At 68.0% G+C, this 21,091-nt stretch carries 17 protein-coding genes and 1 tRNA gene; 9 read left to right on the forward strand and 9 right to left on the reverse strand.

Annotated features, from left to right (window positions below; genetic code table 11):
• Positions 1-22 precede the first annotated feature (22 nt).
• The gene (locus ACERLL_RS08585; protein WP_373655665.1) at positions 23-580 is read right to left on the reverse strand and encodes a hypothetical protein; all 558 of its coding nucleotides are present in this window, start codon (positions 578-580) and stop codon (positions 23-25) included.
• Positions 581-742: 162 nt separating this feature from the next.
• Between ACERLL_RS08585 and ACERLL_RS08590 the strand changes: the two genes are divergently transcribed.
• The 4 genes from ACERLL_RS08590 to ACERLL_RS08605 all read left to right on the forward strand — a co-directional run bounded on the left by ACERLL_RS08590 (position 743) and on the right by ACERLL_RS08605 (position 3,646).
• On the forward strand, positions 743-1,030 hold the full coding sequence (locus tag ACERLL_RS08590; RefSeq protein ID WP_373655666.1) for a hypothetical protein: 288 nt from the start codon (positions 743-745) through the stop codon (positions 1,028-1,030).
• 137 nt (positions 1,031-1,167) lie between these two features.
• Positions 1,168-1,244 (forward strand) — tRNA-Arg (locus ACERLL_RS08595).
• Positions 1,245-1,573: 329 nt separating this feature from the next.
• Positions 1,574-2,962: a selenium-binding protein SBP56-related protein gene (locus ACERLL_RS08600; protein WP_373655667.1), complete on the forward strand. Its 1,389-nt coding sequence runs from the start codon at positions 1,574-1,576 to the stop codon at positions 2,960-2,962.
• 51 nt (positions 2,963-3,013) lie between these two features.
• A complete protein-coding gene (locus ACERLL_RS08605; RefSeq protein ID WP_373655668.1) occupies positions 3,014-3,646 on the forward strand; it encodes a hypothetical protein in 633 nt (210 codons plus the stop codon).
• Between the two features lie 105 nt (positions 3,647-3,751).
• On the opposite strand, the gene ACERLL_RS08610 is transcribed toward ACERLL_RS08605, so the two are convergent.
• The 4 genes from ACERLL_RS08610 to ACERLL_RS08625 all read right to left on the reverse strand — a co-directional run bounded on the left by ACERLL_RS08610 (position 3,752) and on the right by ACERLL_RS08625 (position 10,860).
• Positions 3,752-4,582 carry a dioxygenase family protein gene (locus ACERLL_RS08610; protein WP_373655669.1) on the reverse strand — a complete coding sequence of 277 codons (831 nt, stop codon included), beginning with the start codon at positions 4,580-4,582 and terminating at the stop codon, positions 3,752-3,754.
• A gap of 488 nt (positions 4,583-5,070) precedes the next feature.
• Complete coding sequence (locus ACERLL_RS08615; RefSeq protein WP_373655670.1) at positions 5,071-6,534, reverse strand: efflux transporter outer membrane subunit; 1,464 nt, start codon at positions 6,532-6,534, stop codon at positions 5,071-5,073.
• Complete coding sequence (locus ACERLL_RS08620) at positions 6,531-9,686, reverse strand: efflux RND transporter permease subunit (protein ID WP_373655671.1); 3,156 nt, start codon at positions 9,684-9,686, stop codon at positions 6,531-6,533. The genes ACERLL_RS08615 and ACERLL_RS08620 overlap by 4 nt, the downstream gene beginning before the upstream one ends.
• Positions 9,679-10,860, reverse strand: a complete 1,182-nt coding sequence (locus ACERLL_RS08625) for an efflux RND transporter periplasmic adaptor subunit (RefSeq protein ID WP_373655672.1) — start codon at positions 10,858-10,860, stop codon at positions 9,679-9,681. The genes ACERLL_RS08620 and ACERLL_RS08625 overlap by 8 nt, the downstream gene beginning before the upstream one ends.
• Before the next feature lie 211 nt (positions 10,861-11,071).
• Between ACERLL_RS08625 and ACERLL_RS08630 the strand changes: the two genes are divergently transcribed.
• From ACERLL_RS08630 to ACERLL_RS08645, 4 genes are all read left to right on the forward strand, one after another.
• Positions 11,072-11,722, forward strand: coding sequence for a TetR family transcriptional regulator (locus tag ACERLL_RS08630; RefSeq protein ID WP_373655673.1), 651 nt, complete (start codon positions 11,072-11,074; stop codon positions 11,720-11,722).
• Between the two features lie 130 nt (positions 11,723-11,852).
• Complete coding sequence (locus ACERLL_RS08635; protein WP_373655674.1) at positions 11,853-12,857, forward strand: LysR family transcriptional regulator; 1,005 nt, start codon at positions 11,853-11,855, stop codon at positions 12,855-12,857.
• Positions 12,858-13,322: 465 nt separating this feature from the next.
• On the forward strand, positions 13,323-14,276 hold the full coding sequence (locus ACERLL_RS08640; protein WP_373655675.1) for a PLP-dependent cysteine synthase family protein: 954 nt from the start codon (positions 13,323-13,325) through the stop codon (positions 14,274-14,276).
• A 186-nt stretch (positions 14,277-14,462) separates the two neighbouring features.
• A complete protein-coding gene (locus tag ACERLL_RS08645; RefSeq protein WP_373655676.1) occupies positions 14,463-14,693 on the forward strand; it encodes a hypothetical protein in 231 nt (76 codons plus the stop codon).
• A 243-nt stretch (positions 14,694-14,936) separates the two neighbouring features.
• Here the strand turns inward: ACERLL_RS08645 and ACERLL_RS08650 are convergent, their stop codons facing one another.
• Positions 14,937-15,185, reverse strand: coding sequence for a hypothetical protein (locus ACERLL_RS08650; protein WP_373655677.1), 249 nt, complete (start codon positions 15,183-15,185; stop codon positions 14,937-14,939).
• Between the two features lie 258 nt (positions 15,186-15,443).
• Between ACERLL_RS08650 and ACERLL_RS08655 the strand changes: the two genes are divergently transcribed.
• Positions 15,444-16,031 carry an acyloxyacyl hydrolase gene (locus ACERLL_RS08655; protein ID WP_373655678.1) on the forward strand — a complete coding sequence of 196 codons (588 nt, stop codon included), beginning with the start codon at positions 15,444-15,446 and terminating at the stop codon, positions 16,029-16,031.
• Between the two features lie 77 nt (positions 16,032-16,108).
• Here the strand turns inward: ACERLL_RS08655 and ACERLL_RS08660 are convergent, their stop codons facing one another.
• From ACERLL_RS08660 to ACERLL_RS08670, 3 genes are all read right to left on the reverse strand, one after another.
• Positions 16,109-17,203, reverse strand: a complete 1,095-nt coding sequence (locus ACERLL_RS08660) for a hypothetical protein (RefSeq protein ID WP_373655679.1) — start codon at positions 17,201-17,203, stop codon at positions 16,109-16,111.
• 173 nt (positions 17,204-17,376) lie between these two features.
• Positions 17,377-18,075: a cell wall hydrolase gene (locus ACERLL_RS08665; protein ID WP_373655680.1), complete on the reverse strand. Its 699-nt coding sequence runs from the start codon at positions 18,073-18,075 to the stop codon at positions 17,377-17,379.
• A gap of 226 nt (positions 18,076-18,301) precedes the next feature.
• Complete coding sequence (locus ACERLL_RS08670) at positions 18,302-21,046, reverse strand: sensor domain-containing protein (protein ID WP_373655681.1); 2,745 nt, start codon at positions 21,044-21,046, stop codon at positions 18,302-18,304.
• Positions 21,047-21,091: the final 45 nt, after the last annotated feature.

Raw genomic sequence — 21,091 nt, forward strand, 5'->3', positions numbered from 1 at the left:
ATACGGAATGACCGACCGCCGTTCATGCCCCGAAGATGTAGCGGCGGCCTTTTTCCATCTGCTCCTCCAGTACCCCGGGGTCATCGCGGAACCTGCGGGCGAGCTCATGCTCGTCGTGCTCCTCCAGCGTCCTCTGGAAGATGGCGTCCACCTTTTCCTGCCACTGCTGCCGCAGTTCTTCCCAGTGGCCGGGGCCTTCCCCGGGCAGCCACGGCTCGCCCCGCTCGATGCCGTGCTCCTCCTCGATGGACCGCATCCGCTCGCTGAGCGCGCGGAGGTCACCACCTCGCTCCATGGCCTCGTGGATCTTCTCCTCCGAAAGGGTTTCCAGGGCCCAGACCTTCAGGAAAAACAGGGCGTCCTCGGGGAGGGCCTGGGTGAGCTGGCCCTGCCTGATGGCGGGGAGCCAATGGTTCTCCACCCGCTCCACGATGTCTTCGTCCGGTTCTTGCCGGAGGAGGTCCTGGAAAAGCTCCGGGCGGTTCTCGGCGCCCTGGAAGAGATCCTCCCTGCGCTTCGAGCGCGCGGTTTCCTTGTCGTGCCTGCCGCGCAACAGACGGGCTTCACGCCTACGGGCCATTATTTCTGCTCCTCGTGCGTGCCCTGCCTTGTGAAAGGTTGCAATTCCCAGTAAAAGCCCAACGCCGCCCACTGCCAAGCGGGGTGATACCCGGTGCTTGCCACGGACCCTGCAATCCGGCGCATTGTGGAAGGATGCGGAAAGAACCGGGAGGAATAGGCGATGGACTTCCAGCTTGAAAGCTTCGATATTCCGGCCATCGGCGGGGTGGTGAAGATCGACGGCCAGCGCCTCGCCTGGGTGGATGTGGACCTGCATTTCGAGAACAGGGAGCTGGACACCCATCCATCCGTCCATTTCCGGGTGAATGTCCCCTATGGGAACGATTGGACGGTGGATCAGATTCACGAGTCGGCACTGGAGAAGGTCCGCGAGATCGCGTCCCTGACGGAGAAGCAGCTCGCGGAGAAGAGCCTGGAGGAGCTGCGCCAATATTCCCTGGATATATGAGCAGCCGGCTACCCGCAGGGATTTCGGCGGGACCCGTGCTGCTGTTTGCGGGGTCCCGCCGGACCAGGGCCGGAAAAGGAGCCGCAGCGCAGGGGATGGGTAAGGCACGAAACGGATGCTAGAATCGCCCACTGCCTGCCCCGGTAGCTCAGCAGGATAGAGCAACGGCCTCCTAAGCCGTAGGTCGGCAGTTCGAATCTGCCCCGGGGCGCCAACTGTGCACACTGTGAGCTCTCCAGCACGACCCATGGTTAAGCTTAATGGGTCGTGCGGCCTCCCGTCCTCCGCTCTTCCCCCGAGCTGAATCACCTCCGTCGTTACGGTCCTCGTGCACGGGATCCTGCCCGGAATAGGGAGTCTCCCGCATGGCGATGTGCCTGCGGGTGCGGCGAATCTGTTCATAGGCCACCTGTTTCCGGTCAAGTTCCTGTCCCTACTCACGGGGTGGGACATGGGCGGTGCCGGTAATGGACCGGGCCACGCCCTCCCCGAGGGTATGCTCAAGCCTCTGCAACCAGGGGTTCCCTGGTAAAGGTGTCGAAAATGGCTACCTGGACCCCCGATCCCACCTTCTATCCCTCGCCGCGGCTGGCCTCCCGGGCTCCCCAGGAGAAGCTGGCGTATGTGGCGAGCTTTGATCCGAAGCGGCAGCACAAGGATGCGCTGGCCATCGTGGGACTCGACCCCAGCTCACCGAATTACTCGAAGATCATCGATACGGTGGATGTGGGCGTCGGCGACGAGCTTCACCACTTCGGGTGGAATGCCTGCAGCTCCTGCCTGTGTCCCCAGGCGCCCCATCCCCACCTGGAGCGCCGCTATCTGGTGGTGCCGGGGATCCGATCCTCGCGCCTCCATCTCATCGATACCCACAACGATCCGGAGCACCCCGAGCTGGTGCGCACCATCGAAGCCGACGAGCTCGCCGAGCGCACCGGCTATACCCGGCCGCACACCGTGCATTGCGGTCCCGGCGGCATCTACGTCAGCGCCCTGGGGAACGCGGAAGGCAAGGGACCGGGCGGCGTTTTCGTCATGGATCACGACAGTCTGGATGTGCAGGGGCGCTGGGAGATGGATCGCGGCCCGCAGGAGTTCGCCTACGATATGTGGTGGCACCTCGGGAACGACACCATGATCACCAGCGAGTGGGGGACGCCCGATATGTTCGAGAACGGGCTGATCCCCGAGCTGCTGCTCGAATCCCGCTACGGCCGAAAGCTCCACTTCTGGGACCTGAACCGCCGTCGCCACGTCCAGGAGATCGATCTCGGCGACCGCTATCAGCTGGCCTTCGAGCTCCGGCCGGCCCACGACCCGACCCGGAGCTACGGATTCGTCAATTCGGTGCTGTGCCTGGACGATCTGTCCTCTTCCATCTGGACCTGGTACCACGACGGCAAGGAGTGGGCGGTCAAGCGGATCATCGATATCCCGGCGGAGCCCGCCGATCCGGAGGATCTGCCGCCGCTCCTCAAGGACTTCAAGGCCTGCCCGCCGCTGGTAACGGACATCGATCTGTCTGTCGACGACAAGTACCTCTACATCTCCTGCTGGGGGACGGGCGACCTCCACCAGTACGATGTCTCCGACCCCTTCGAGCCGAAGCATACGGGCACCATCCGCATCGGCGGCATGGTCTCGCGCGCCCCGCATCCGAGGGCGGATCGCCCCCTGAACGGCGGACCGCAGATGGTGGAAATCAGCCGGGACGGCGAGCGGATCTATTTCACCAACTCGCTGTACGGGGCCATTGACGACCAGTTCTATCCGGACGGCATCAAGGGCTGGATGGTGAAAGTGAACGCGCGGCCGGAGGGCGGCATCGCTGTCGACGAGGACTTCTTCGTGGACTGGCCCGAGCCCCACGTTCCGCACCAGGTGCGTCTGCAAGGCGGGGATGCCTCCTCGGACTCCTACTGCTATCCGTAAGGCGGGCGTCCGAGCGGCCTCCATGCATCCTCAAACCGGCGTCGGTCCCCGATGACGGGCACGTGGTGGCCGTGGCTGGTCTTGGCGGGCCTGGGCGCCTTTCACGGACTCAACCCGGCCATGGGCTGGCTGTTCGCGGTGGCGCTGGGCATGCATCGCCGCAGCCGCCGGGTGGTACTCTTGGCGCTCGTGCCGCTCACCCTGGGCCACGCGCTGTCGGTGGCCATGGTGGCGGCGGTGGTGCTGGCCCTGGGCGCCACCTTCGACATGCAGCTCGTCCGCCGCGCCACCGGCGCCCTGCTGTTGGCCTGGGCGGCGTACCATAGCCTCTATGGCGCGCGTCACCGGGTGCGCTTCGGTCTGACGGTGGGCATGCTGGGTCTGGGCGTGTGGTCATTCCTGATGGCCACCGCCCACGGGGCGGGACTGATGGTGGTGCCGGCGCTCATGCCGCTGACGGACCACGCGGCGGGCGGGCACGCGCATGTCGGGGCGGAGTCCGTGCCCGTGGCGGTTGCTGCCGTGGCGGTCCATACGGCGGCCATGATGGCGGTTACCGGGATAGTAGCGCTGCTGGTCTACCAGTGGCTCGGCGTCGATTTCCTCCGGCGCGGCTGGGTCAACCTCGACTACCTCTGGTCCCTCGCGCTGGCCGCCATCGGGGCGTGGCTGCTGTTCCTGTAGAAGGCCGCTCCTTCCACATTGCTTTTCCCGGAGCCTGGCGGCCGTCATCTCCCGGATAATAGGGATCTGGGGCGGAGAGCCCGTCTGCGATCTCGCAGGGGCGCCTCAACCGGCCTGCCCGCCGGAGGCGGGCGGGATATCCGCCAGGACGGCTTCCAGGTTCCGCCCGAAAAGGAAGGCATCCATGGCCAGGACGCCATAGGTGAGGCCACCCCGGATGGTCGTTACCGGCTCTGGGTTGGCGGCGGCGCCCGCTGCCACCACCAGCGGCCAGTAGTGCTCCGGGGTCGGATGGTTGCGGTTGGCATAGGGCGCCCGGTCCAGCGCCTCCCGCAGCCGCTCCCGGTCGCCGGTGACCACCGCCTGGTGGATCCATGCGGCGAATACGGTGGGGTAGACGGCGTCCGGGCCGTCGGGCCGGAGGTCGTAGAGATTGTGCGTGAGGCTCCCTGATCCGACCACGAGCACGCCTTCCCCGGAGAGGGTCGCCAGCGCTTTGCCGAAGGTGAAGGCCGTATCCCCGTCCGGCGGGGACGGCAGGGAAACCTGGATTACCGGCACATCCGCCTCCGGGTACAGATGCAGCAGGGGCACCCAGGCGCCGTGGTCCAGGCCGCGCTGTTCATCTCCTTCCGCCTGCCAGCCGGCCTCCCGCAAGACCTCGATGGTCCGGGCGGCCACGGCGGGATGTCCCGCTGCAGGATATTCGAGCTCGTAGAGGGCCGAATCGAAGCCGCCGAAGTCGTGGATGGTCTCCGGACGGTGGCCGGTGGTCACGCGGGGGCTGTCCGTGATCCAGTGCGCCGAGACCACGAGCACCGCGACCGGGCGAGGAAGGGCCCGGCCCAGCGCCCCGAGCGCGGCCCCGGCGGTGCCGGGCTCGAGGGCGAAGGTTGGCGCACCGTGGGAAATGAACAGGCTGGGCAGGGTATCCATAGGTTGCACTCGCTAGGCCGAGAGGTGGGGTAGGGCGTGAATGATTCCCGCCAATAGGCCGGGAACGTGGTTCGCCGCCTCCTGGCGGTTCCGCGTTCCTCCGGAACGCCCATCGTAGAAACGCGGTTGGATGGGATAAACCGCCGGATCAGGGAAAGATCGTTCCGCGCGGCGCAACAATGGACAAATCCCGGGTGGTGCGGTCCTTCCTTGCCGTGGTGGAGGAAGTCAAGGGGCTGTCCGGCGCGGACCCGGAATCCGGGCTCCTCCGCCGCGCCCGCCATCGGGGGACCCGAGACGGCGAGTGCCATGGCCGCTGCCAGGCAGCCTCGCGAGGGGCGCTTCCGGGGTTGCCCCCGCTCCGAGGCTTCCGCTTTCGAGTGAAATCCTGGCTGCTGCGGCGACCTCGCCCGGGGGATGGGTGGTACCGGGTGGGCTTCTCCCGGGAGAAGGGGATACTCCCCGGCAAAGTGACCATGCGCCCGGGCCTATTCCCCCGAGTCCCGGGCCGCCTCCGTACGTCCCTGCCAGCCGCCGCCCAGCGCCCGGTACAGGTTAACCTGGTTGGTGAACCGGGCCTGGCGCACCGCGATCAGGTCCTTCCGCGCATCGAACAGGGTCCGCTGGGCGTCCAGTACCGGAAGGTAGCTGTCGATGCCCCGGCGGAAGCGGGTGCGGGCCAGCTCGTAGTTGTCGCGGGCTGCGGCGACCCGCTCCCGCTGAGCGCTGAGCCGGTCCTCCATGGTGCCGTAGGCGGCCAGCGCGTCGGCCACCTCCCGGAAGGCCTGCTGGATGGTGCGCTCGTAGCGGGCCACCTCCATCTTCTTGCGGACCTTGGCCACGTCCAGGTTGGCTTCCCGGCGGCCGCCGTCGAAGATGGGCAGCGAGATCTGCGGCACGAAGCTCCAGGCCTCGGAATCGGCGGAGAAAACGCCATCCAGGTCGCTACTGAGGCTGCCGTAGCTCCCCGTCAGGGAAACCGTCGGGAAGAAGGCCGCCCGGGCCGCGCCGATGTTCGCGTTGGCCGCCCGCAGCTGGTGCTCCGCCTGGAGCACGTCCGGCCGGCGCAGGAGCAGGTCGGAGGAGAGATCGGCGGGCACCGGCAGGGCCAGCTTCACCGCCTGGAGGTCCGGCTGCCTGGTCAGCGCCTCCGGTAACGATCCGCCCGCCAGGAGCCGCAGGGCATTGCGGTCCTGCGCCACCTGCCGGCGCAGGACCGCGCGCTCCGCGCGGGTGCCTGCCAATGCCGTGCGCGCCTGATGGACCGCCTGCCGGGAGCTGGCGCCGTTCTCGAAGCGGCGCTCGGCCAGGTCCAGGGATTGCCGCTGGGTGTCCAGCATCTCCTCCGTGGCCCGCAGCTGCGCCCGGTCGCCCAGCAGCGCCATGTAGGCGTTGGCCACCTCGGCGATGAGCGAGATCTGTGCGCTGCGCCGCGCCGCGAAGGTGCTCCGGAATTCCTGCAGGGCCTGATCCTCGAGGCTGCGGATGCGCCCGAACAGGTCCAGCTCGTAGCTGGATATGCCCACCCGGGCGTTGTAGTACTCGCTGGTGATGGCGCCGCCTCCGCCGAAGCCGCCCCCATAGACGGCCGCGGGAGTCTGCTCCTGGGTGTAGCTGGCCGTGGCGTTCACCTGGGGGAACAGCGCCGCCGCCTGGATCCGGTATTGCGCCCGGACCATCTCCACCCGGCGGGCGGCAACGCGCAGGTCCCGGTTCTCCTCCAGGGACTGTTCGATCAAACCCGTGAGCACCGGGTCGTCGCCATACAGGTCGCGCCAGCCGACCTCGGCCACGGGCTGTTCCCCTTTCGTGGCCAGCCCCGCCGCCGGGTCCGGTGGCCCCTCGGGCCAGGAGTCGGGGACGGGGGCCTCGGGACGCTGATAATCCGGGGCCATGGTGCTGCAGCCCGCCACCAGGAGCGCGGCGGCGAGCAGGCCGGTGATGCGCTTCATGATTCGCCTCCCTGACCGTTGGTCGTGGTGGCCGCCTGCGACCCGGCCTCCCGGCGCCCGGGGACGCCGGAGAGGCGGCGGACCACGATGTAGAACAGCGGAATGAAGAAGATGGCCAGGAAGGTCGCGGAGATCATGCCGCCGAGCACTGCGGTGCCGATGGCCATCTGGCTGCCCGCGCCGGCGCCGGAGGCCAGCGCCAGCGGCACCACGCCCATGCTGAAGGCCAGGGAGGTCATCAGAATGGGGCGCAGCCGGATGCGAACCGCCTCGAGGGTGGCCGCCACGAGGGCGTACCCGCGGTTCTCCAGGTCCCGGGCGAACTCCACGATCAGAATGGCGTTCTTCGCCGTCAGTCCGAGGGTAGTCAGGATGCCCACCTGGAAGAAGACGTCGTTGGGCAGCCCGCGCAGCAGCGCGGCCCCCACGGCGCCGAGCACGCCCAGGGGCACCGCCAGCACCACCGCGAAGGGGATGGTCCAGCTCTCGTAGAGCGCGGCCAGCGCTAGCAGCACCACGATTAGGGAGATGGCGTACAGCAGGGGCGCCTGGTTGCCCGACTGGCGCTCCTGATAGGACAGCCCCGTCCAGGAATACCCGATGCCTTCCGGGAGCTCGGCGATGATGGACCCCACCGCCTTCATGGCCTCGCCGGTGCTGTGGCCGGGAGCCGGCTCGCCCTTGATGGAGCGGGACGGCACGCCATTGTAGCGCTCCAGCCGCGGCGAGCCGTAGGTCCAGTCGCCGCGAACCAGCTCGCCCAGGGGGACCATGCCGCCGTCGGCGTTGCGCACGTACCACTCCTTGAAGTCGTCGGGCAGCATGCGGTCCGACGCCTCGCCCTGCATGTAGACGCGCTTGATGCGGCCCTCGTGCAGGAAGTCGTTGACGTAGCCCGAGCCCCACGCAACGGACAGCAGCTGGTTGAGGGCGGGCAGGGGCACGCCGAGGGCACGCGCCTTCTCCTGGTCGATGTCGAGCCGGTAGCGCGGGTTGTCCGAAAGCCCGTTGGGCCGGACCCGGGCGAGCGCCGGGCTCTGGGCGGCCTTCTGCAGGAACTGCCCCTGGGCCGCCATGAGCGCGTCGTGGCCCACGCCGCCCCGGTCCTGGAGCTGCAGGTCGAAGCCGGTGGCGTTGCCGAGGGCCGGGATGGGCGGCAGGTTGAAGGCGAATACGCGGCCATCCCGGATCAGGCCCGCCAGATGGCGGTTGGCCCGCTGGATCAGCGCGCCGGCGCTCTGGCCCGGACCCTGACGCTCCTCCCACGGTTTGAGGTTCACGAAGGCGATGCCCACGTTCTGAGCGCGGCCGGTGAAGCTGAAGCCGGCCACCGTGAAGATGCCCTCCACCATTTCCTGGTCCTGGAAGTACCGCTCCACCTTGTCGATGGTGTCCAGGGTCCGCTGCTGGGTCGCCCCCTGGGGCAGCTGGAACTGGGCCACCACCACGCCCTGATCCTCGTCGGGCAGGAAGGCGCCCGGAAGCCGGGCGAAGAGGACGGCCAGCGTGCCCACGATCACCAGAAAGGCCAGGGAGTAGATCACCGTGTGCCGGGCGATGTGGCCCACGGAGGCCACGTAGCCCCGGGTGGCCAGGGTCAGGAGCCGGTTGAACCAGCCGAACAGGCGCTGATGGATCCGGCCCTCGCCCTGCTGCGGCTTCAGGAGCTTGGCGCAGAGGGTGGGGCTGAGGATCAAGGCCACCAGCACCGACAGAACCATGGCGGTAACGATGGTGATGGAGAACTGCCGGTAGATGGCGCCGGTGGAGCCCGGGAAGAAGGCCATGGGGATGAACACCGCCGACAGCACCACGCCGATCCCCACCAGCGCGCCGGTGATCTGGCCCATGGACCGGCGCGTGGCCTCCAGCGGGCCCACGTCGTCTTCATGCATGATGCGCTCCACGTTCTCCACCACCACGATGGCGTCGTCCACCAGCAGGCCGATGGCCAGCACCATGCCGAACATGGTCAGCATGTTGATGGAGAAGCCCGTGGCCGCCATGACCGCGAAGGTGCCGAGGAGCACCACGGGAATGGCCAGGGTGGGGATCAGCGTGGCGCGCCAGCTCTGCAGGAACAGCAGCATGACCAGCACCACCAGGCCGATGGCCTCGATCAGGGTGTGGACCACCTGGTCGATGGAGGTCTCCACGAACGGCGCCGTGGAGTAGGGGAAGCGCACCTCCACCCCCTCCGGGAAATAGGACGACAGCTCGTGGAGGCGCTCCTTGATCCGCTCCGCCGTGGCCAGGGAGTTGGCTCCGGAGGCGAGGTTGATGCCCAGGCCGGCGGCCGGATCGCCGTTGAAGAAGCTCTGGATGGCCACCGACTCGCCTCCCAGCTCCACGCGCGCCACGTCCGCCAGGCGCACCCGGGAGCCGTCGGCGCGGGTCTTAAGCAGGATGTTGCGGAAGTCCTCGGGGGTCTCCATGAGGCCCTGGGCGGAGACCGTGGCATTGAGCTGCTGGCCGTCCACGGCGGGGAGCCCGCCCAGCTCGCCGGCGGTGACCACCGTGTTCTGCGACTCGATGGCGGAGCGCACGTCGCCCACGGTCAGATTGTAATTGGCCAGGGCGGTGGCGTCCAGCCAGATACGCATGGCGTACTGCGAGCCGAAGACCTGGGTGTTGCCCACCCCTTGGATGCGGCCGATGGGCTCGGCGATATCCGAGGCGACGAAATCGGCCAGATCCTGTTTGGCAAGGCGGCCGTCGGAGGAGATGAACGCCGCCACCATGAGGAAGCTGTCATTGGACTGGCTGACCTTCACGCCCTGCCGCTGCACCGCCTCCGGAAGCAGGGGCTCGGCCTGCTTGAGCTTGTTCTGCACCTGCACCTGGGCGATGTCCGGGTCGGTGCCCGTCTCGAAGGTCAGGGTGATCTGGGCGCTACCCGAGGAGCTGGAGGTGGAGGACATGTAGATCAGGTTGTCCACTCCGGTCATCTGCTGCTCGATGACCTGCACCACGGTGTTGGAGACCGTGTCCGCGGAGGCGCCGGGATAGGTGGCCTGGATCGACACCGCCGGCGGGGCCACCGTGGGATAGCGCTTCACCGGAAGGGTCTGGATAGCCAGGGCGCCGGCCAGCATGACGGCGATGGCCAGCACCCAGGCAAAAACGGGACGGTTTATGAAGAAATTAACCATGCTCGGCGCCTTCCGGCTTGTTCGGGATTTCGGCGACCACCGGCTTCACCCGGGCTCCCGGCTTGACCTTCTGCAGGCCGGAGACGATCACCCGGTCGCCCGCCTTCAGACCCTTCTCCACCACCCAGAAGCTCCCCCGGGCCTCGCGCACCTCCAGCTTCCGCTGCGCGACCCGGTCTTTGCCGTTCACCACCAGGGCGGTGGCTTCGCCCCGGCGGTTGCGGGTCACGCCCTGCTGGGGCACAAGCAGGGCCTTGTGGTCCGTTCCCAGGCGCAGCCGGGCCCGAACGAACATGCCCGGCATGAGATGGTGGTCGGGGTTGGGGAGCACGGCCCGGAGCGTGACGGTGCCCGTGCCCTGGTCCACGGTCACGCCGGAGAACGCCAGCTTGCCGGCGTGCTCATAGGTCGTGCCGTCGTCAAGGCGCAGCCGCACCCGGGCCTTTCCGGAATTGGTCTCCTCCAGCTCGCCGCGCTGCAGGGCGCGCTTGAGCCGCAGGACCTCGGTGGCGGGGCGCTGGATGTCCACGTAGATGGGGTCCAGCTGCGTTATCCGGGCCAGGGCCGAGCTCTGATTGGCGGTCACCAGTGCCCCCTCGGTGATGTAGGACTGGCTGACCCGGCCGGTGATGGGGGCGTCGACGGTGGTGTAGGCCAGGTCGATGCGGGCGGTCTTCAGGGCCGCCTCCGCCGATTGCACGCGGGCCTTCTGCTCCTGGTAGGCGGCCCGCACGTCGTCGTATTCCTGGCGGCTCACGGCGTTCTTCTCCACCAGCTTCTCGAAGCGGGCCACCTGCTTGCGGGCCGTATCCAGGGAGGCACGGGCCTCGGCGAGGTCGGCCTTCGCCCGCTCCACCGCGGCCCGATACCGCTTGGAGTCGATGCGGTACAGGGTCTGGCCGGCCTCTACCTGGGCGCCGGCCTGGAACTGGCGCTTCTGGAGGATTCCCGTCACCTGGGGGCGGACCTGCGCCACCCGGTATGGAGAGGTCCGGCCCGGGAGCTTGGTGATCCGTTCCACAGGGCGCGGCTGGAGCTCCACCACGCCCACCTGGGGCGGCGGCCGTTCGCCGGGCTTGGGCTGCGCCTCGCCGCTTCCGCAGCCGGCAGTGGCAAGCACGACCGCCAGGAGGAGGGCGGTTTTCAGGAGACTATTTGGACGGATAGTGCGCATGACGAACCCTTCCATGAAAATCGGCCGGGCAGGGGGCATGGCCCCGGATTGAAGTTCGGTTAATTATACATTCATGTATGTATAATAAAAGCCCCATCGGGCCGGTCGCCTTTCGCCCGCCGGGTGAAGAGGGGAGAAGGCCTGCATTACAATGGCCCCGAAGAAACAAGCGCGAGCTTCGCGTGATCGGGAAACGGAGGAAGCCGGACGGATGGCCAAGAAGACCAAGGAAGAGGCGGCTGCCACCTATGCGCTGATCCTCGATGCGGCGGAGCAGGTATTCAGCGAGAAGGGGGTGTCGGGCACCACCCTCTGCAACATCGCGGAGGCCGCCGGGGTCACTCGGGGCGCCATCTACGGCCACTTCAAGAACAAGACCGATCTGCTGAACCAGATGCACGAGCGCGTCCATCTGCCCATGGAGTCCCTGGCCGAGGAAGTGGCTAGCAGCGAGGAGCCGGACCCCCTGGGGCGCCTGCGCGGCCTGCTGCTCAAGATCCTGCGGGAGACCGCGGAGAGCCCGCGTCAGCGCCGCGTCCTGGAGATCCTCTTGAACAAGTGCGAGCTGATCCCGGAGATGGACCCCGTGGTCCAGCGCCTCCAGAGGCTGAACCGAAACGCCGTCAGCCGCACCGAGCGCGCCCTCGGCCACGCGGTGGCCCGCGGGCAGCTCCCCGAGGGGCTCGACTGCCACCGGGCGGCCGTGGGTCTGCACGGCTACATGATCGGCCTGATCTCCAACTGGCTGCTGACGCCGGAGGGCTTCGATCTGGGCCGCGAGGCCGAGGCCCTGGTGGACACCTACCTCGCCGGATTGGAGAAGGGTCCCCTGGTGCAGAGTGGGAAAGGCGCCTCTTCCTGAAGAGTGGAGAGCCCAGCCGTCCGTAGGCGCCCGGTCGGGCACGCCGTTTGCAAATACCGGCTCCGGGAGTACGATTTCCTGAGCAATAAGTGGACGTGAGATCCTTTTCCGCCCGAACAGGTAATGGATGTTGCCCGCCTCCGATAAGGACCTTGGGCGCAAGGTGACCCTGCGCCAGCTGAAGATATTCGAGTCCCTGGCCCGCCATGGAAGCGTCACCCGCGCGGCCGAGGAGCTCTACCTCACCCAGCCCACGGCCTCCATGCAGGTGAAGAAGCTGTCCGATGCGGTGGGCATGCCCCTGTTCGAGCAGATCGGCCGCCAGCTCCACCTGACCGAGATCGGGCGGGATCTGTACGAGACCTGCCAGGAGATATTCGGCAGCCTGGAGCGGCTGGAGATGCGGGTTGCCGACATGGAGGGCCTCAAGCGCGGCACCCTGAAGCTGGCGGTGGTGACCACTGCCAAGTATTTCGCGCCGCGCGTGCTCGGCCATTTCAAGCAGCGCTATTCGGGCATCCAGGTGTCCCTGAAGGTTTCCAACCGGGAGCGCATCCTGGAGCGGCTGGCGGCCAACGAGGACGACATCTACATCATGGGGCAGAAGCCGGCCGAGGACTTCGAAGTCGAGGCGGTGCCCATCGCCCCCAACCCGCTGGTGGTCATGGCCTCCAGCGCGCATCCCCTGGCGGAGCAGGCGCGGATTCCCCTGGAGCGGATCGCCGAGGAGCCCTACATCGCCCGCGAGGAGGGATCCGGAATCCGGGAATCCGCCCGGCAGCTCTTTGCCTCCCACGGCCTGCAGCCCAACATCATCATGGAGCTCAGCAGCAACGAGGCCATCAAGCACGCCGTGGCCGGCGGCCTCGGGGTCTCGGTGCTGTCCCTCCACAGCCTCACCCTGGAAGGCTCCGAGGGGCCGGTGATCGTGCTCGACGTGGAGGGCTTCCCCATAGCCCGCTACTGGTATGCGGTCTACCCCAAGGGGAAGAAGCTCTCCGTGGTCGCCCAGTCCTTCCTCGAGTTCATGGTGGAGGAGGGCGGCCGGGCGGCCGAGCATATGGAGCGGATGATGCAGGCGCTGCCCACCAGCCATTCCATCTCCCGCCCCGAGCCGCTCGACCGGGACCCGTGACGCCGTACCCGATTCTGGTGCGGTGAACCCGCTCTGCTCCCCATAGGGGGCGCGTCCTTCGGATACGGCAACCGGCAGGCAGCGTGACTGCCGAATCCCTCTGTCGGTTCCCGTCCGTAGGCCCTCCGGTCCTCCTTGTCTTCCCCTCCGATCGCCCGGTCTTACGGCCAGCCTGTTGCCTGAACGGCACCCGGCTCCCGCTCGCCGGGCCATTCCTGTTTTATACATAGACAAAGGTCGATGGAATTATAGAAAAACTCAAATTTCCTAAATGTTGAACAGCGGGCAGTCTTCTCCGAAGGACGGTATGAAGGACGGGGCTGGGACCGCATTTTCCCGGGCCTGCCGTTCCGCCGGACCCCGGAGGGAGAAACCGGCAAGGAGTCCGGAAAAGCCTTGGACAGCCGCTCGTCGAAAGAGGACGGCGTGCCCTGATGGCCTTGCGGCCAAGGAGGGGGTTACCCGATGAATAGCGTTCTTCGCCCGGAATTTGGCCCGGAGAGCCCGGAAGGTACGACGAGCATTCTCGACCGTATCGGCGATACCCCCCTGGTTACCGTGGAGGGGGTATGGGCCAAGCTGGAGTTTCTGAACCCTTCGGGCTCCATCAAGGCGCGCATTGCCAAATACATCATCGAGCGGGCCGAGGCCGAGGGAAAGCTGCAGCCCGGCGATACCATCGTGGAGGCGTCCAGCGGCAATACCGGCAATGCCTTGTCCATGGTCGCGGCGGTGAAGGGCTATCGGATGCTCGTGGTTCAGCCCCAGGGCATCAGCTCGGAGCGGCTGGCCATCTCCCGCGCCCTGGGCGCGGAGGTAATGGAGGTGGGCGACTTCCATGTCAACGAGGCCTTGGAGCGGGCCCGGGAGCTGGGCGAGGCCGGAGGCTATTTCTGCCCACGGCAGTTTGCCTCGGAGCTGAACGTGGAGGAGAACCGGACCTGGCTGGGGCCCGAGATCCTGCAGCAGCTTCCCGAGGGCCGGAAGCCCGATGCGGTGGTGGCCGGAGTCGGCACCGGCGGGACGCTGGTGGGACTCGGACAGGCCTTCCGGGCGGTGAATCCGGACTGTCTGGTGATCGGCGTGGAGCCGGCCGAGTCCCCGACCATCACCACCGGCGCGGTGGAACGGCACCAGATCGAGGGGATCTCGGATGGGTTCATCCCGGAGATCCTGCAGCGCCACCGGAACGAGGTGGACTACCTGGTGCCCGTCCGCAGCTGCGAGGCCGTGGCCGAGATGCGCCGGATCGCCAACCAGCACGGATGCTTCGTCGGTCCCAGCTCGGGCGCCCACCTGCTGGCCGCCAAGGCGCTCAAGCGTGACCACCCGGAGCTGGAGAACGTGATCACGCTGTTCTGCGACGGGGGCGAGAAATACTTCTCGGAGCACTTTCTCCCCATGAAGGAAGAGGTGTGATCCCGGGCCCCGCCGTTCGCCGGGGGCGGGGCGCGTAGGAGCATTGAACGGAGGAGCGCCATCCACAGCAAACATATTGACCGATTGGAGAGCGCCGCCGGGTGACCGCCCGGCCAGCCCGCCCCGAGGGCTCGATCCGGGCCGCAGGGGACCGTCTAGGAAGAGTGAAGCCCAGAGGAGGCTTTCATGCGCTGGATTCCCTACCAGGAAGCCATGAACGAGCTGTTCGCTCAGCAGCGCGATCGGCTGCGGCGAAACCACGAGGCGTTGGATGACATCGTCTGGAATGGTTATTCCGGGCTCGCCAGGATGACCGCCGAGGAGCTGGGGCGGGAGTACGAGCGGGTCTTCGGTGAAGCGGTCCGGATCGCCGTGGACCGCAGCTCCCCGGGCGACGACGAGGAGGATGTCGCCTGAGGCGCTCCCCGTACCGGCCGCCGGCTCCGGAGCCGTTCCGGAGCCGGGTCCGGATACGCCTGAACGTTCCTTCCCGTTCCCCCGCCCATCCCCGCTGCCGGCCTGCTGGATGGCGGTGAAGACCGGCACCTCGCCGAGCACGCCGAAGGGAATGGCCATCATGACGATCAGGGGCTGGATGTAGCTTCCGAAGGCCACGGCGAGCAGGGCGAGTACCACCGCCATGGCAAGCCCGAAGCCGCCCTACAGGGCCTGGGTCGACTCCCGTATCTCCGCCTGAATACCCTGGAAGGTCCAGGTGAGCCCTGGGAAATCGGCCCGCAGCCGGGGCAGCACCGCTCCCCGGATATCGGCCAGTACCCGGCCCGTGGCGCTGGCCGGCTCCACGTTCATGCCCACCGTGATCACCCGCCGACCGTTGCGCCGGTCGATGGAGCTGAAGGCCCGGCCGCTGTCCCGCGTTGCCACGTCACCCAGCGGCACTTCGACCAAGTTCCGGCTCCGGACCGCCATGGGTGTCGCGGGTGGCGGCAGGGTGGAATGCCGGTTTCGGCCCGCGAGGGATGGCTTCCCGTTCCGGTGGGGCCGTTGCCCGGGGGACCGGGTTTGCCCGTCGTGGAAGCGGCATGCCCTGATGGTCAGCAAGCCGCGGGCTCCGTAATGCTGGGAAAAACGGGAGCGCGAGACCAGTCGGCCCCGAGGGGGGGCGCGGTCGTGGCCCCTGAAATCTCATCCCGCGCGAGGAAGGCGATGCACTACCCTTGGGGCCGGCCCAACGACAACGGGCTTCTGATGGGAATCCTGCTGGTGGGCCTTCTGGCCATCCCCGCTGCGTCCGTTCGGGGACAGGCCGTGCCCGAGCAGGCGGTGGCATTCCGGGTGGCGGGCATCGAGGTGCTCGGGGACGGTCCGGGAGCGGCCACCCTGGGATTCGGCGTCTTCAATCCCATCGAGGACCGCGCGCAGGAGAAATCGGTTCATGAGCTCCGGGTGGAATACCGGATCGGCGAGAAGTGGAACGGGCTGGGTCCCATGGCGGGAGTGCTCGTTAACGCCGTAGGCGGGGTGTTCGGTTACGCCGGGGCTTACGCCGACCTGCGGCTCGCCGAACGTTGGCTGATCACGCCGGCGGTGGGGGTGGGGGCCTATAATCGGAGCGACGGCAAGCGGCTGGGCGGCGTGTTCCAGTTCCACCTGGGCCTGGATGCCGCCTACCGCTTCCGCAACGGCCATCGCCTGGGGCTGAAGATCGCCCACATCTCCAATGCCTCCCTGCAGGAAACCAACCTGGGGACGGAATCGGTGCTCCTGACCTACACCGTCCCCACGGCCTGGTAGCGGCTTCGACGGTGGCCCCGCACCCGGCGGTACGCTGCGGAGGAAACGGCGAAGCCCGCCCCGGGCACGACAGGCCCCTAGGATTCCGAGTCGCAGGGGGTGAAGTGGACGAACTCCGCCATGCCGCCGATGCCCGGCTGCGGGGCCACGAGGTTGCCGCACTTCGGGCATGACGGATTGCCGCCCTCGTGCTCCAGGAGCTCGTAGGTCCAGCCTTCCGCCTCCAGGGCCGCTTCCAGCTCCGCCTCGGGAGCCGCCCCTTCCCCGGGAAACAGGGGCCAGATCTCCGCTTCCACGATGCCGTCCGAACCGTCCAGCCAGGAGAGGCGATAGTGGTCGGTTTCGCCGTCCGCGCCCACCTGCTCGGCGGCGTGGGCGGTGGCCACGACCCGGGAGGCGTGCTGCTCGCGGGCGGATTTCGACCCCAGGGAGAGGCGCACGCGCCGTTCGGAGGCGCCCAGCATGAGCATGGCCATGGGCGCCTCCAGGAACCCGCTCACCGGCTGGCCGTTGCCCAGGAGCGCCTGCACTTCCTCCCGAATGTCCTCGGTCCCCTCCGCCGCCGTCTGGAAGTCCGGCTCCCGGATGTAGGAAACCGCCCCCAGGAGAAGTCCGAGGGGTCCCAGGGAGGATTCCTCGGTGCGGTCCTCCGGATGCTTGAGCTTGGCTTCTTCCGGATCGGTGGCCTCCGAGAGCGCTTTGCCCAGGCTCGTCCACTGGTCGATCCGGACGTCGGCCAGGACGTTGTAATTGAACACCAGGGGCGCAATGACCACCGACGCCCCGGACTCCGGAAGGCCCAGGGCCCGTCTGGCCGGCTCCGCCAGGGCCCGGGCGGTGCCGTTGTCCAGCGTCAGCGCCGTATGGTGGAGCAGGCCGCCGTCCAGGATGCCCATGCCGAACAGCCAGGTCCCGGCCGCACCGTCCTCCCCGGGCTCGGTCCGGGTGACGGCGGCGATTGCCTCTTCCTGGAGGGTCCAGCGGTCCTTCAGCGAGGGCAGGGCATCCAGCAGCTCCTGGGCTTGCGGGGCCGCTCCCTCCTGGGCGGCCGCCTCCTCGGCAACCGCGCCGCGGATCACCCGGCGCAGGGCGGCGTCGTCCTCGCCCCGGTCCATGGCCTGGGTCAGGGCGCGGATCCGACCGGCGAGGGCCTCCTTCGCATCTCCCTCCATTACGCAAGCTCCTGTATTCCGTGCCAGGGGAAAGCCGCCCCGGAGCGGCTGGCGGATGGGCGGACACCAAAATTCCGTGGGGACCCAGGGAACGTAGCAGATCCCGCGGGCGCCGTTGCAGAGAGCGAGAGGGGTAGTCAAAAAGGCGTACCGGGAGTGGGAAGCCCCCGGGCTCAGGAAGGATCCCCCGGTTCCGGGGCTCCGGAGGAGCTGGCCGTGTGCGGCGGCAGGGCATCGTGGTCCGCGCCGTCGGCGGTGTAGAAGCGGTGGTTGCCGAGCTCGGTCTGCAGGGCCATCTCCCGGGCCCAGGACGGGTCCACCTCCAGGGCGTGGTAGTGGTCGCTGCCGTGGGTGAGGTCCCGAACGGAGCCCTCCACCACCTGGCGGGCGATGCGCTTGGCCTGCTTCCAGGCGCGCCGGTCGGGATGGGAGCGATAGGCCCGGGGGTTGTCGGGGCGGCCATCCCAGACCCAGGAGAACTGGGCGCTGTCGCGGATGACCGCGCAGGCGTTCCCCGGGTAGGCGGCGCTTCGGAGCCGGTTGAGCACCACCATGGTCACGCCCACCTGGCCGGCCACGGACTCGCCGCGTGCCTCGAAGAAGACATTCCGGGCTAGGCAGCCCTTCTCGTTTTCCGACAGCGGCCGGAAGCGGGATTCCCAGGACAATCCGGGCCTCGTCATTTCCGAATGCCGCGCGGACGGGGCGGGCTCCGGCGAGGGAGCGGGGGCCGCCGGCCGGCTGAGCTGGGGCCGGGGCAGGTGGAGGCTGTTGCTGTCGTGGGCCAGGGGCGAGTCCATCACGGCCACCACGAAGAACAGTCCGGCACCCAGGGCCGCCGGGCGCTTGTCCAGGGGGAATTTGTCCGCCATGCCGAAGCTCGTGGGTCGTTCGTAAGGGGTCTTCTTCCATCCCTTACAAAGCCTCGGCGGACCGTCCAGCTATTCCGGCGCGGGAATTGACCTGCCCCGGTCTCGGTGTCCAGTTTTTCGACGGTCGGCGTTAAACGTCCCGGGACTGCCGTCCCCGGGCCGTTGGCTGGGAGGGTCGCCGTGCCGCTGGGCGGGGAGGGCGGACCGGCCGGCTATCCCCCGTCCGTCAGTTTCCGGTGGCTCCGGACGGGCCGAAGAGCCGGTGCGCCAGCTCCTCTCCGGATAGAGGCGGGCTGAGTAGGAAGCCCTGGCCGTGGAGGCAGCCCTGTCGACACAGGAAACGGCGCTGCGCCTCCGTCTCGATGCCTTCCCCGACCACGTTGAGCTCCAGGTTGTTGGCCAGGTCGATTACCGCCTCGATGATGCGTCCCGCGCTGTCGCCCTGCTCGATGCGGTTCACGAAGCTGCGGTCGATCTTCAGCGCCTCCAGGGGGAGCTGGTCGAGATAGGCGAGAGAGGAATAGCCGGTGCCGAAATCGTCCACGGCGAAAGTAACGCCAAGCTCCCGGAGCTGCTGGATCTTGGCCGTGGCCAGGGAAAGATTCTGCATCAGCAGACTCTCGGTGATCTCCAGCTTGAGGTGCCGTCCGGGAAAGGCGCAGGATTCCAGGGTCTCGGCGATGCATTCCACGAATCCGCGACCGGAGAACTGCTGCGGGCTGATGTTCACCGCCAATCCCGCGGGCAGCTCCACCCCGCCTTCCAGCCAGGGCTTCACGGTCCGCACCGCCGTTTCCAGGATCCAGCGGCCGAGTGGCTGGATCAGGCCGGTCTGCTCGGCGATGGGAATGAACTCCCCCGGGGAAATGGGTCCCCGCTGAGGGTGCTCCCAGCGCACCAGGGTCTCCAGGCCGCTGATCCGATTGCTGTCCAGGTCCCAGATGGGCTGGAACACCAGATGGAGCTCGTCGCGGTTGAGCGCGCCCCGCAGCTCCTGCTCCAGGTCCAGGCGGTGCTGCACCGTGCTTACCATTTCGGGCCGGAAGAAGCGTCGGCTTCCCCGCCGCTCGGCTTTCGCCGCGCTCAGGGCGCTGCCCACGCGCTGGAGGTAGGTTCCCGGCGCGCAGTCGGGCTCGGGGAGCAGCGCCAGGCCCATGCTGGCCGTGAGGTGGAACTCCGCATTCCGGGCCGGGAACGGGCGGTCGAAGGCACCCTCTATCTGCTGCGCCACCCGCTCCGCCGCCTGCTCCGCGCTCCCCCGGGAGCCGGACAGGTCCGCCATGAGAAGGATGAATTCATCCGCCCCCACGCGCGCCAGCAGGTCCCCCTCGGGGAGCACGGAAGCCAGCCTGTCGCCGACGCTGTGCAGGAGCGCGTCGCCCACCCCGGGGCCGAGGGAGTCGTTGATTGTCTGAAAGGAATCCAGGTCAAGCGCCAGGAGGGCGCCGTACCGGCCGGCGTGGTCGAGGCGGGTTATGGCCCCTTCCAACCGTTCCAGCAGATGCGCCCGATTGGCCAGATTCGTCACCGGGTCCTGGTAGGCGAGCTGCTGTATGCGGGCCTGGGCCCGGTGCCAGTCGGTGATGTCGCGGGCGATGGTGGAATAGCGGACCAGTGCTCCGTGGCGGTCGCGATGGGCGATGATGGTCTGGGAGAAGGGTACCTCCCGGCCCGTGCTGTCCAGAAAGGCGGTCTCGCCATTCCAAACGCCCTCGGTGCGCGCCCTGGGAAGGCCCTCCTGCTGGATCTTCCGGGTCGCCCAGTCGGGGTGGGCATCCTGGAGGTTGGGCTTCAAGGCGGCCCGGCCGAGCAGCCGCAGGGCGGCCGGATTGCGGTACAGGACATTGCCCCGCGGATCCACCATCCCGATAAAGTCGGGGGAGCCCTCGATGATCTCGGCCAGCTGGCGAAGCCTTTCGTTACGGTCGTAGTTGTCGAGGGCGAAGGAGATATCCAGGACCATTTCGTCGAGGAGATGAACCAGCTCCTCGGAGAGGAAATCGGGCAGTCCGGAGTAGACGTTCAGGGCGCCGACCACCATGCCGTTCCGCCGGATGGGGAAGGCACCGCTGGAGCGCAGGCCGTGCCGTTCCGCCACCCCGCGCCATGGACCCATGTGGGGATCCTCGAGTACCCGCCGGCTGATCACGTGCTCACCGGTCCGCACGCAGATGCCGGTGGGCCCCCGTCCTTCGGGGACGTCCGCGCTCGCGGCGACACGGATATCGTTCACGTAGGGATGGGCCTGGCCGTGGGTCGCCGTCGGACGGACCCAGCCCTCCTCGTCAACCAGCCCCACCCAGGCGAGCTGAAAGCCGGCGTAGTCCACCACGATCTGCGCCACCCTGGCGAACAGCTCCTCCGGGGGCGGGGTGGTCACCAGGAACTGGTTGGTCTCGCTGAGCGCCGCGTAGAGGTCCCGGGCCTGTTCCAGGGAGCGCCGCCATCTGTGCTCACCGGTGAGCTCCCGGGCGACCACGACCGCTCCTCGCAGGGCTCCCGAAGGATCCCGGACCGGACGGGCGGAGACCAGCAGCTCCCGCTTGTCGCCGTGGGGATCCCCCACGGTCACGCCCTGATCCACCACTTCCTTGCCGCCAAGGGCGTGCTCCAGGGAGGGGGCGAGGTGGCCCGGGGCAAATCCCGATTCCGGAACCGCCGGGGAGGCCGGATCGGGAAAGAGCGCGCGGGCGGCCTGGTTCATGAAAAGGACCCGGGTCTCCGGATCGCAAATCAGGATCGCGTCGCTGACCTGATGGAGGAGGGAAGGGGCGACTTCCGGGTGCTGCCAGAAGGGGCGCTGCCGAGAGCCGGGGGGACGGGCCTGCAGAAGGGGGGCGGCCCCTTGCCCCTCCGGGTGCTCGAGTGTCACGGAATAGCCCAGATCCGTCAGATCCCTGGCGATGCGATCCGCGCCCCCATGCGGACCCTGTTCCACCCGGAGGGTCCAAGGTGCTCCTTCCTCCGCCATCCCTGCCCTCTTGCTGCAATGGAGGGTTCGCCCGCCGGACACGGA

Source organism: Thiohalorhabdus sp. Cl-TMA (assembly GCF_041821045.1).
GTDB classification, from domain to species: domain Bacteria; phylum Pseudomonadota; class Gammaproteobacteria; order Thiohalorhabdales; family Thiohalorhabdaceae; genus Thiohalorhabdus; species Thiohalorhabdus methylotropha.

Excerpts from the sequence above, each read along its gene's own strand:
- ACERLL_RS08585 (WP_373655665.1), bottom strand. The coding sequence starts at position 580 with ATGGCCCGTAGGCGTGAAGCCCGTCTGTTGCGCGGCAGGCACGACAAG.
- ACERLL_RS08590 (WP_373655666.1), top strand. The coding sequence starts at position 743 with ATGGACTTCCAGCTTGAAAGCTTCGATATTCCGGCCATCGGCGGGGTG.
- ACERLL_RS08600 (WP_373655667.1), top strand. The coding sequence starts at position 1,574 with ATGGCTACCTGGACCCCCGATCCCACCTTCTATCCCTCGCCGCGGCTG.
- ACERLL_RS08605 (WP_373655668.1), top strand. The coding sequence starts at position 3,014 with ATGACGGGCACGTGGTGGCCGTGGCTGGTCTTGGCGGGCCTGGGCGCC.
- ACERLL_RS08610 (WP_373655669.1), bottom strand. The coding sequence starts at position 4,582 with ATGGATACCCTGCCCAGCCTGTTCATTTCCCACGGTGCGCCAACCTTC.
- ACERLL_RS08615 (WP_373655670.1), bottom strand. The coding sequence starts at position 6,534 with ATGAAGCGCATCACCGGCCTGCTCGCCGCCGCGCTCCTGGTGGCGGGC.
- ACERLL_RS08620 (WP_373655671.1), bottom strand. The coding sequence starts at position 9,686 with ATGGTTAATTTCTTCATAAACCGTCCCGTTTTTGCCTGGGTGCTGGCC.
- ACERLL_RS08625 (WP_373655672.1), bottom strand. The coding sequence starts at position 10,860 with ATGCGCACTATCCGTCCAAATAGTCTCCTGAAAACCGCCCTCCTCCTG.
- ACERLL_RS08630 (WP_373655673.1), top strand. The coding sequence starts at position 11,072 with ATGGCCAAGAAGACCAAGGAAGAGGCGGCTGCCACCTATGCGCTGATC.
- ACERLL_RS08640 (WP_373655675.1), top strand. The coding sequence starts at position 13,323 with ATGAATAGCGTTCTTCGCCCGGAATTTGGCCCGGAGAGCCCGGAAGGT.
- ACERLL_RS08645 (WP_373655676.1), top strand. The coding sequence starts at position 14,463 with ATGCGCTGGATTCCCTACCAGGAAGCCATGAACGAGCTGTTCGCTCAG.
- ACERLL_RS08655 (WP_373655678.1), top strand. The coding sequence starts at position 15,444 with ATGCACTACCCTTGGGGCCGGCCCAACGACAACGGGCTTCTGATGGGA.
- ACERLL_RS08660 (WP_373655679.1), bottom strand. The coding sequence starts at position 17,203 with ATGGAGGGAGATGCGAAGGAGGCCCTCGCCGGTCGGATCCGCGCCCTG.
- ACERLL_RS08665 (WP_373655680.1), bottom strand. The coding sequence starts at position 18,075 with ATGGCGGACAAATTCCCCCTGGACAAGCGCCCGGCGGCCCTGGGTGCC.
- ACERLL_RS08670 (WP_373655681.1), bottom strand. The coding sequence starts at position 21,046 with ATGGCGGAGGAAGGAGCACCTTGGACCCTCCGGGTGGAACAGGGTCCG.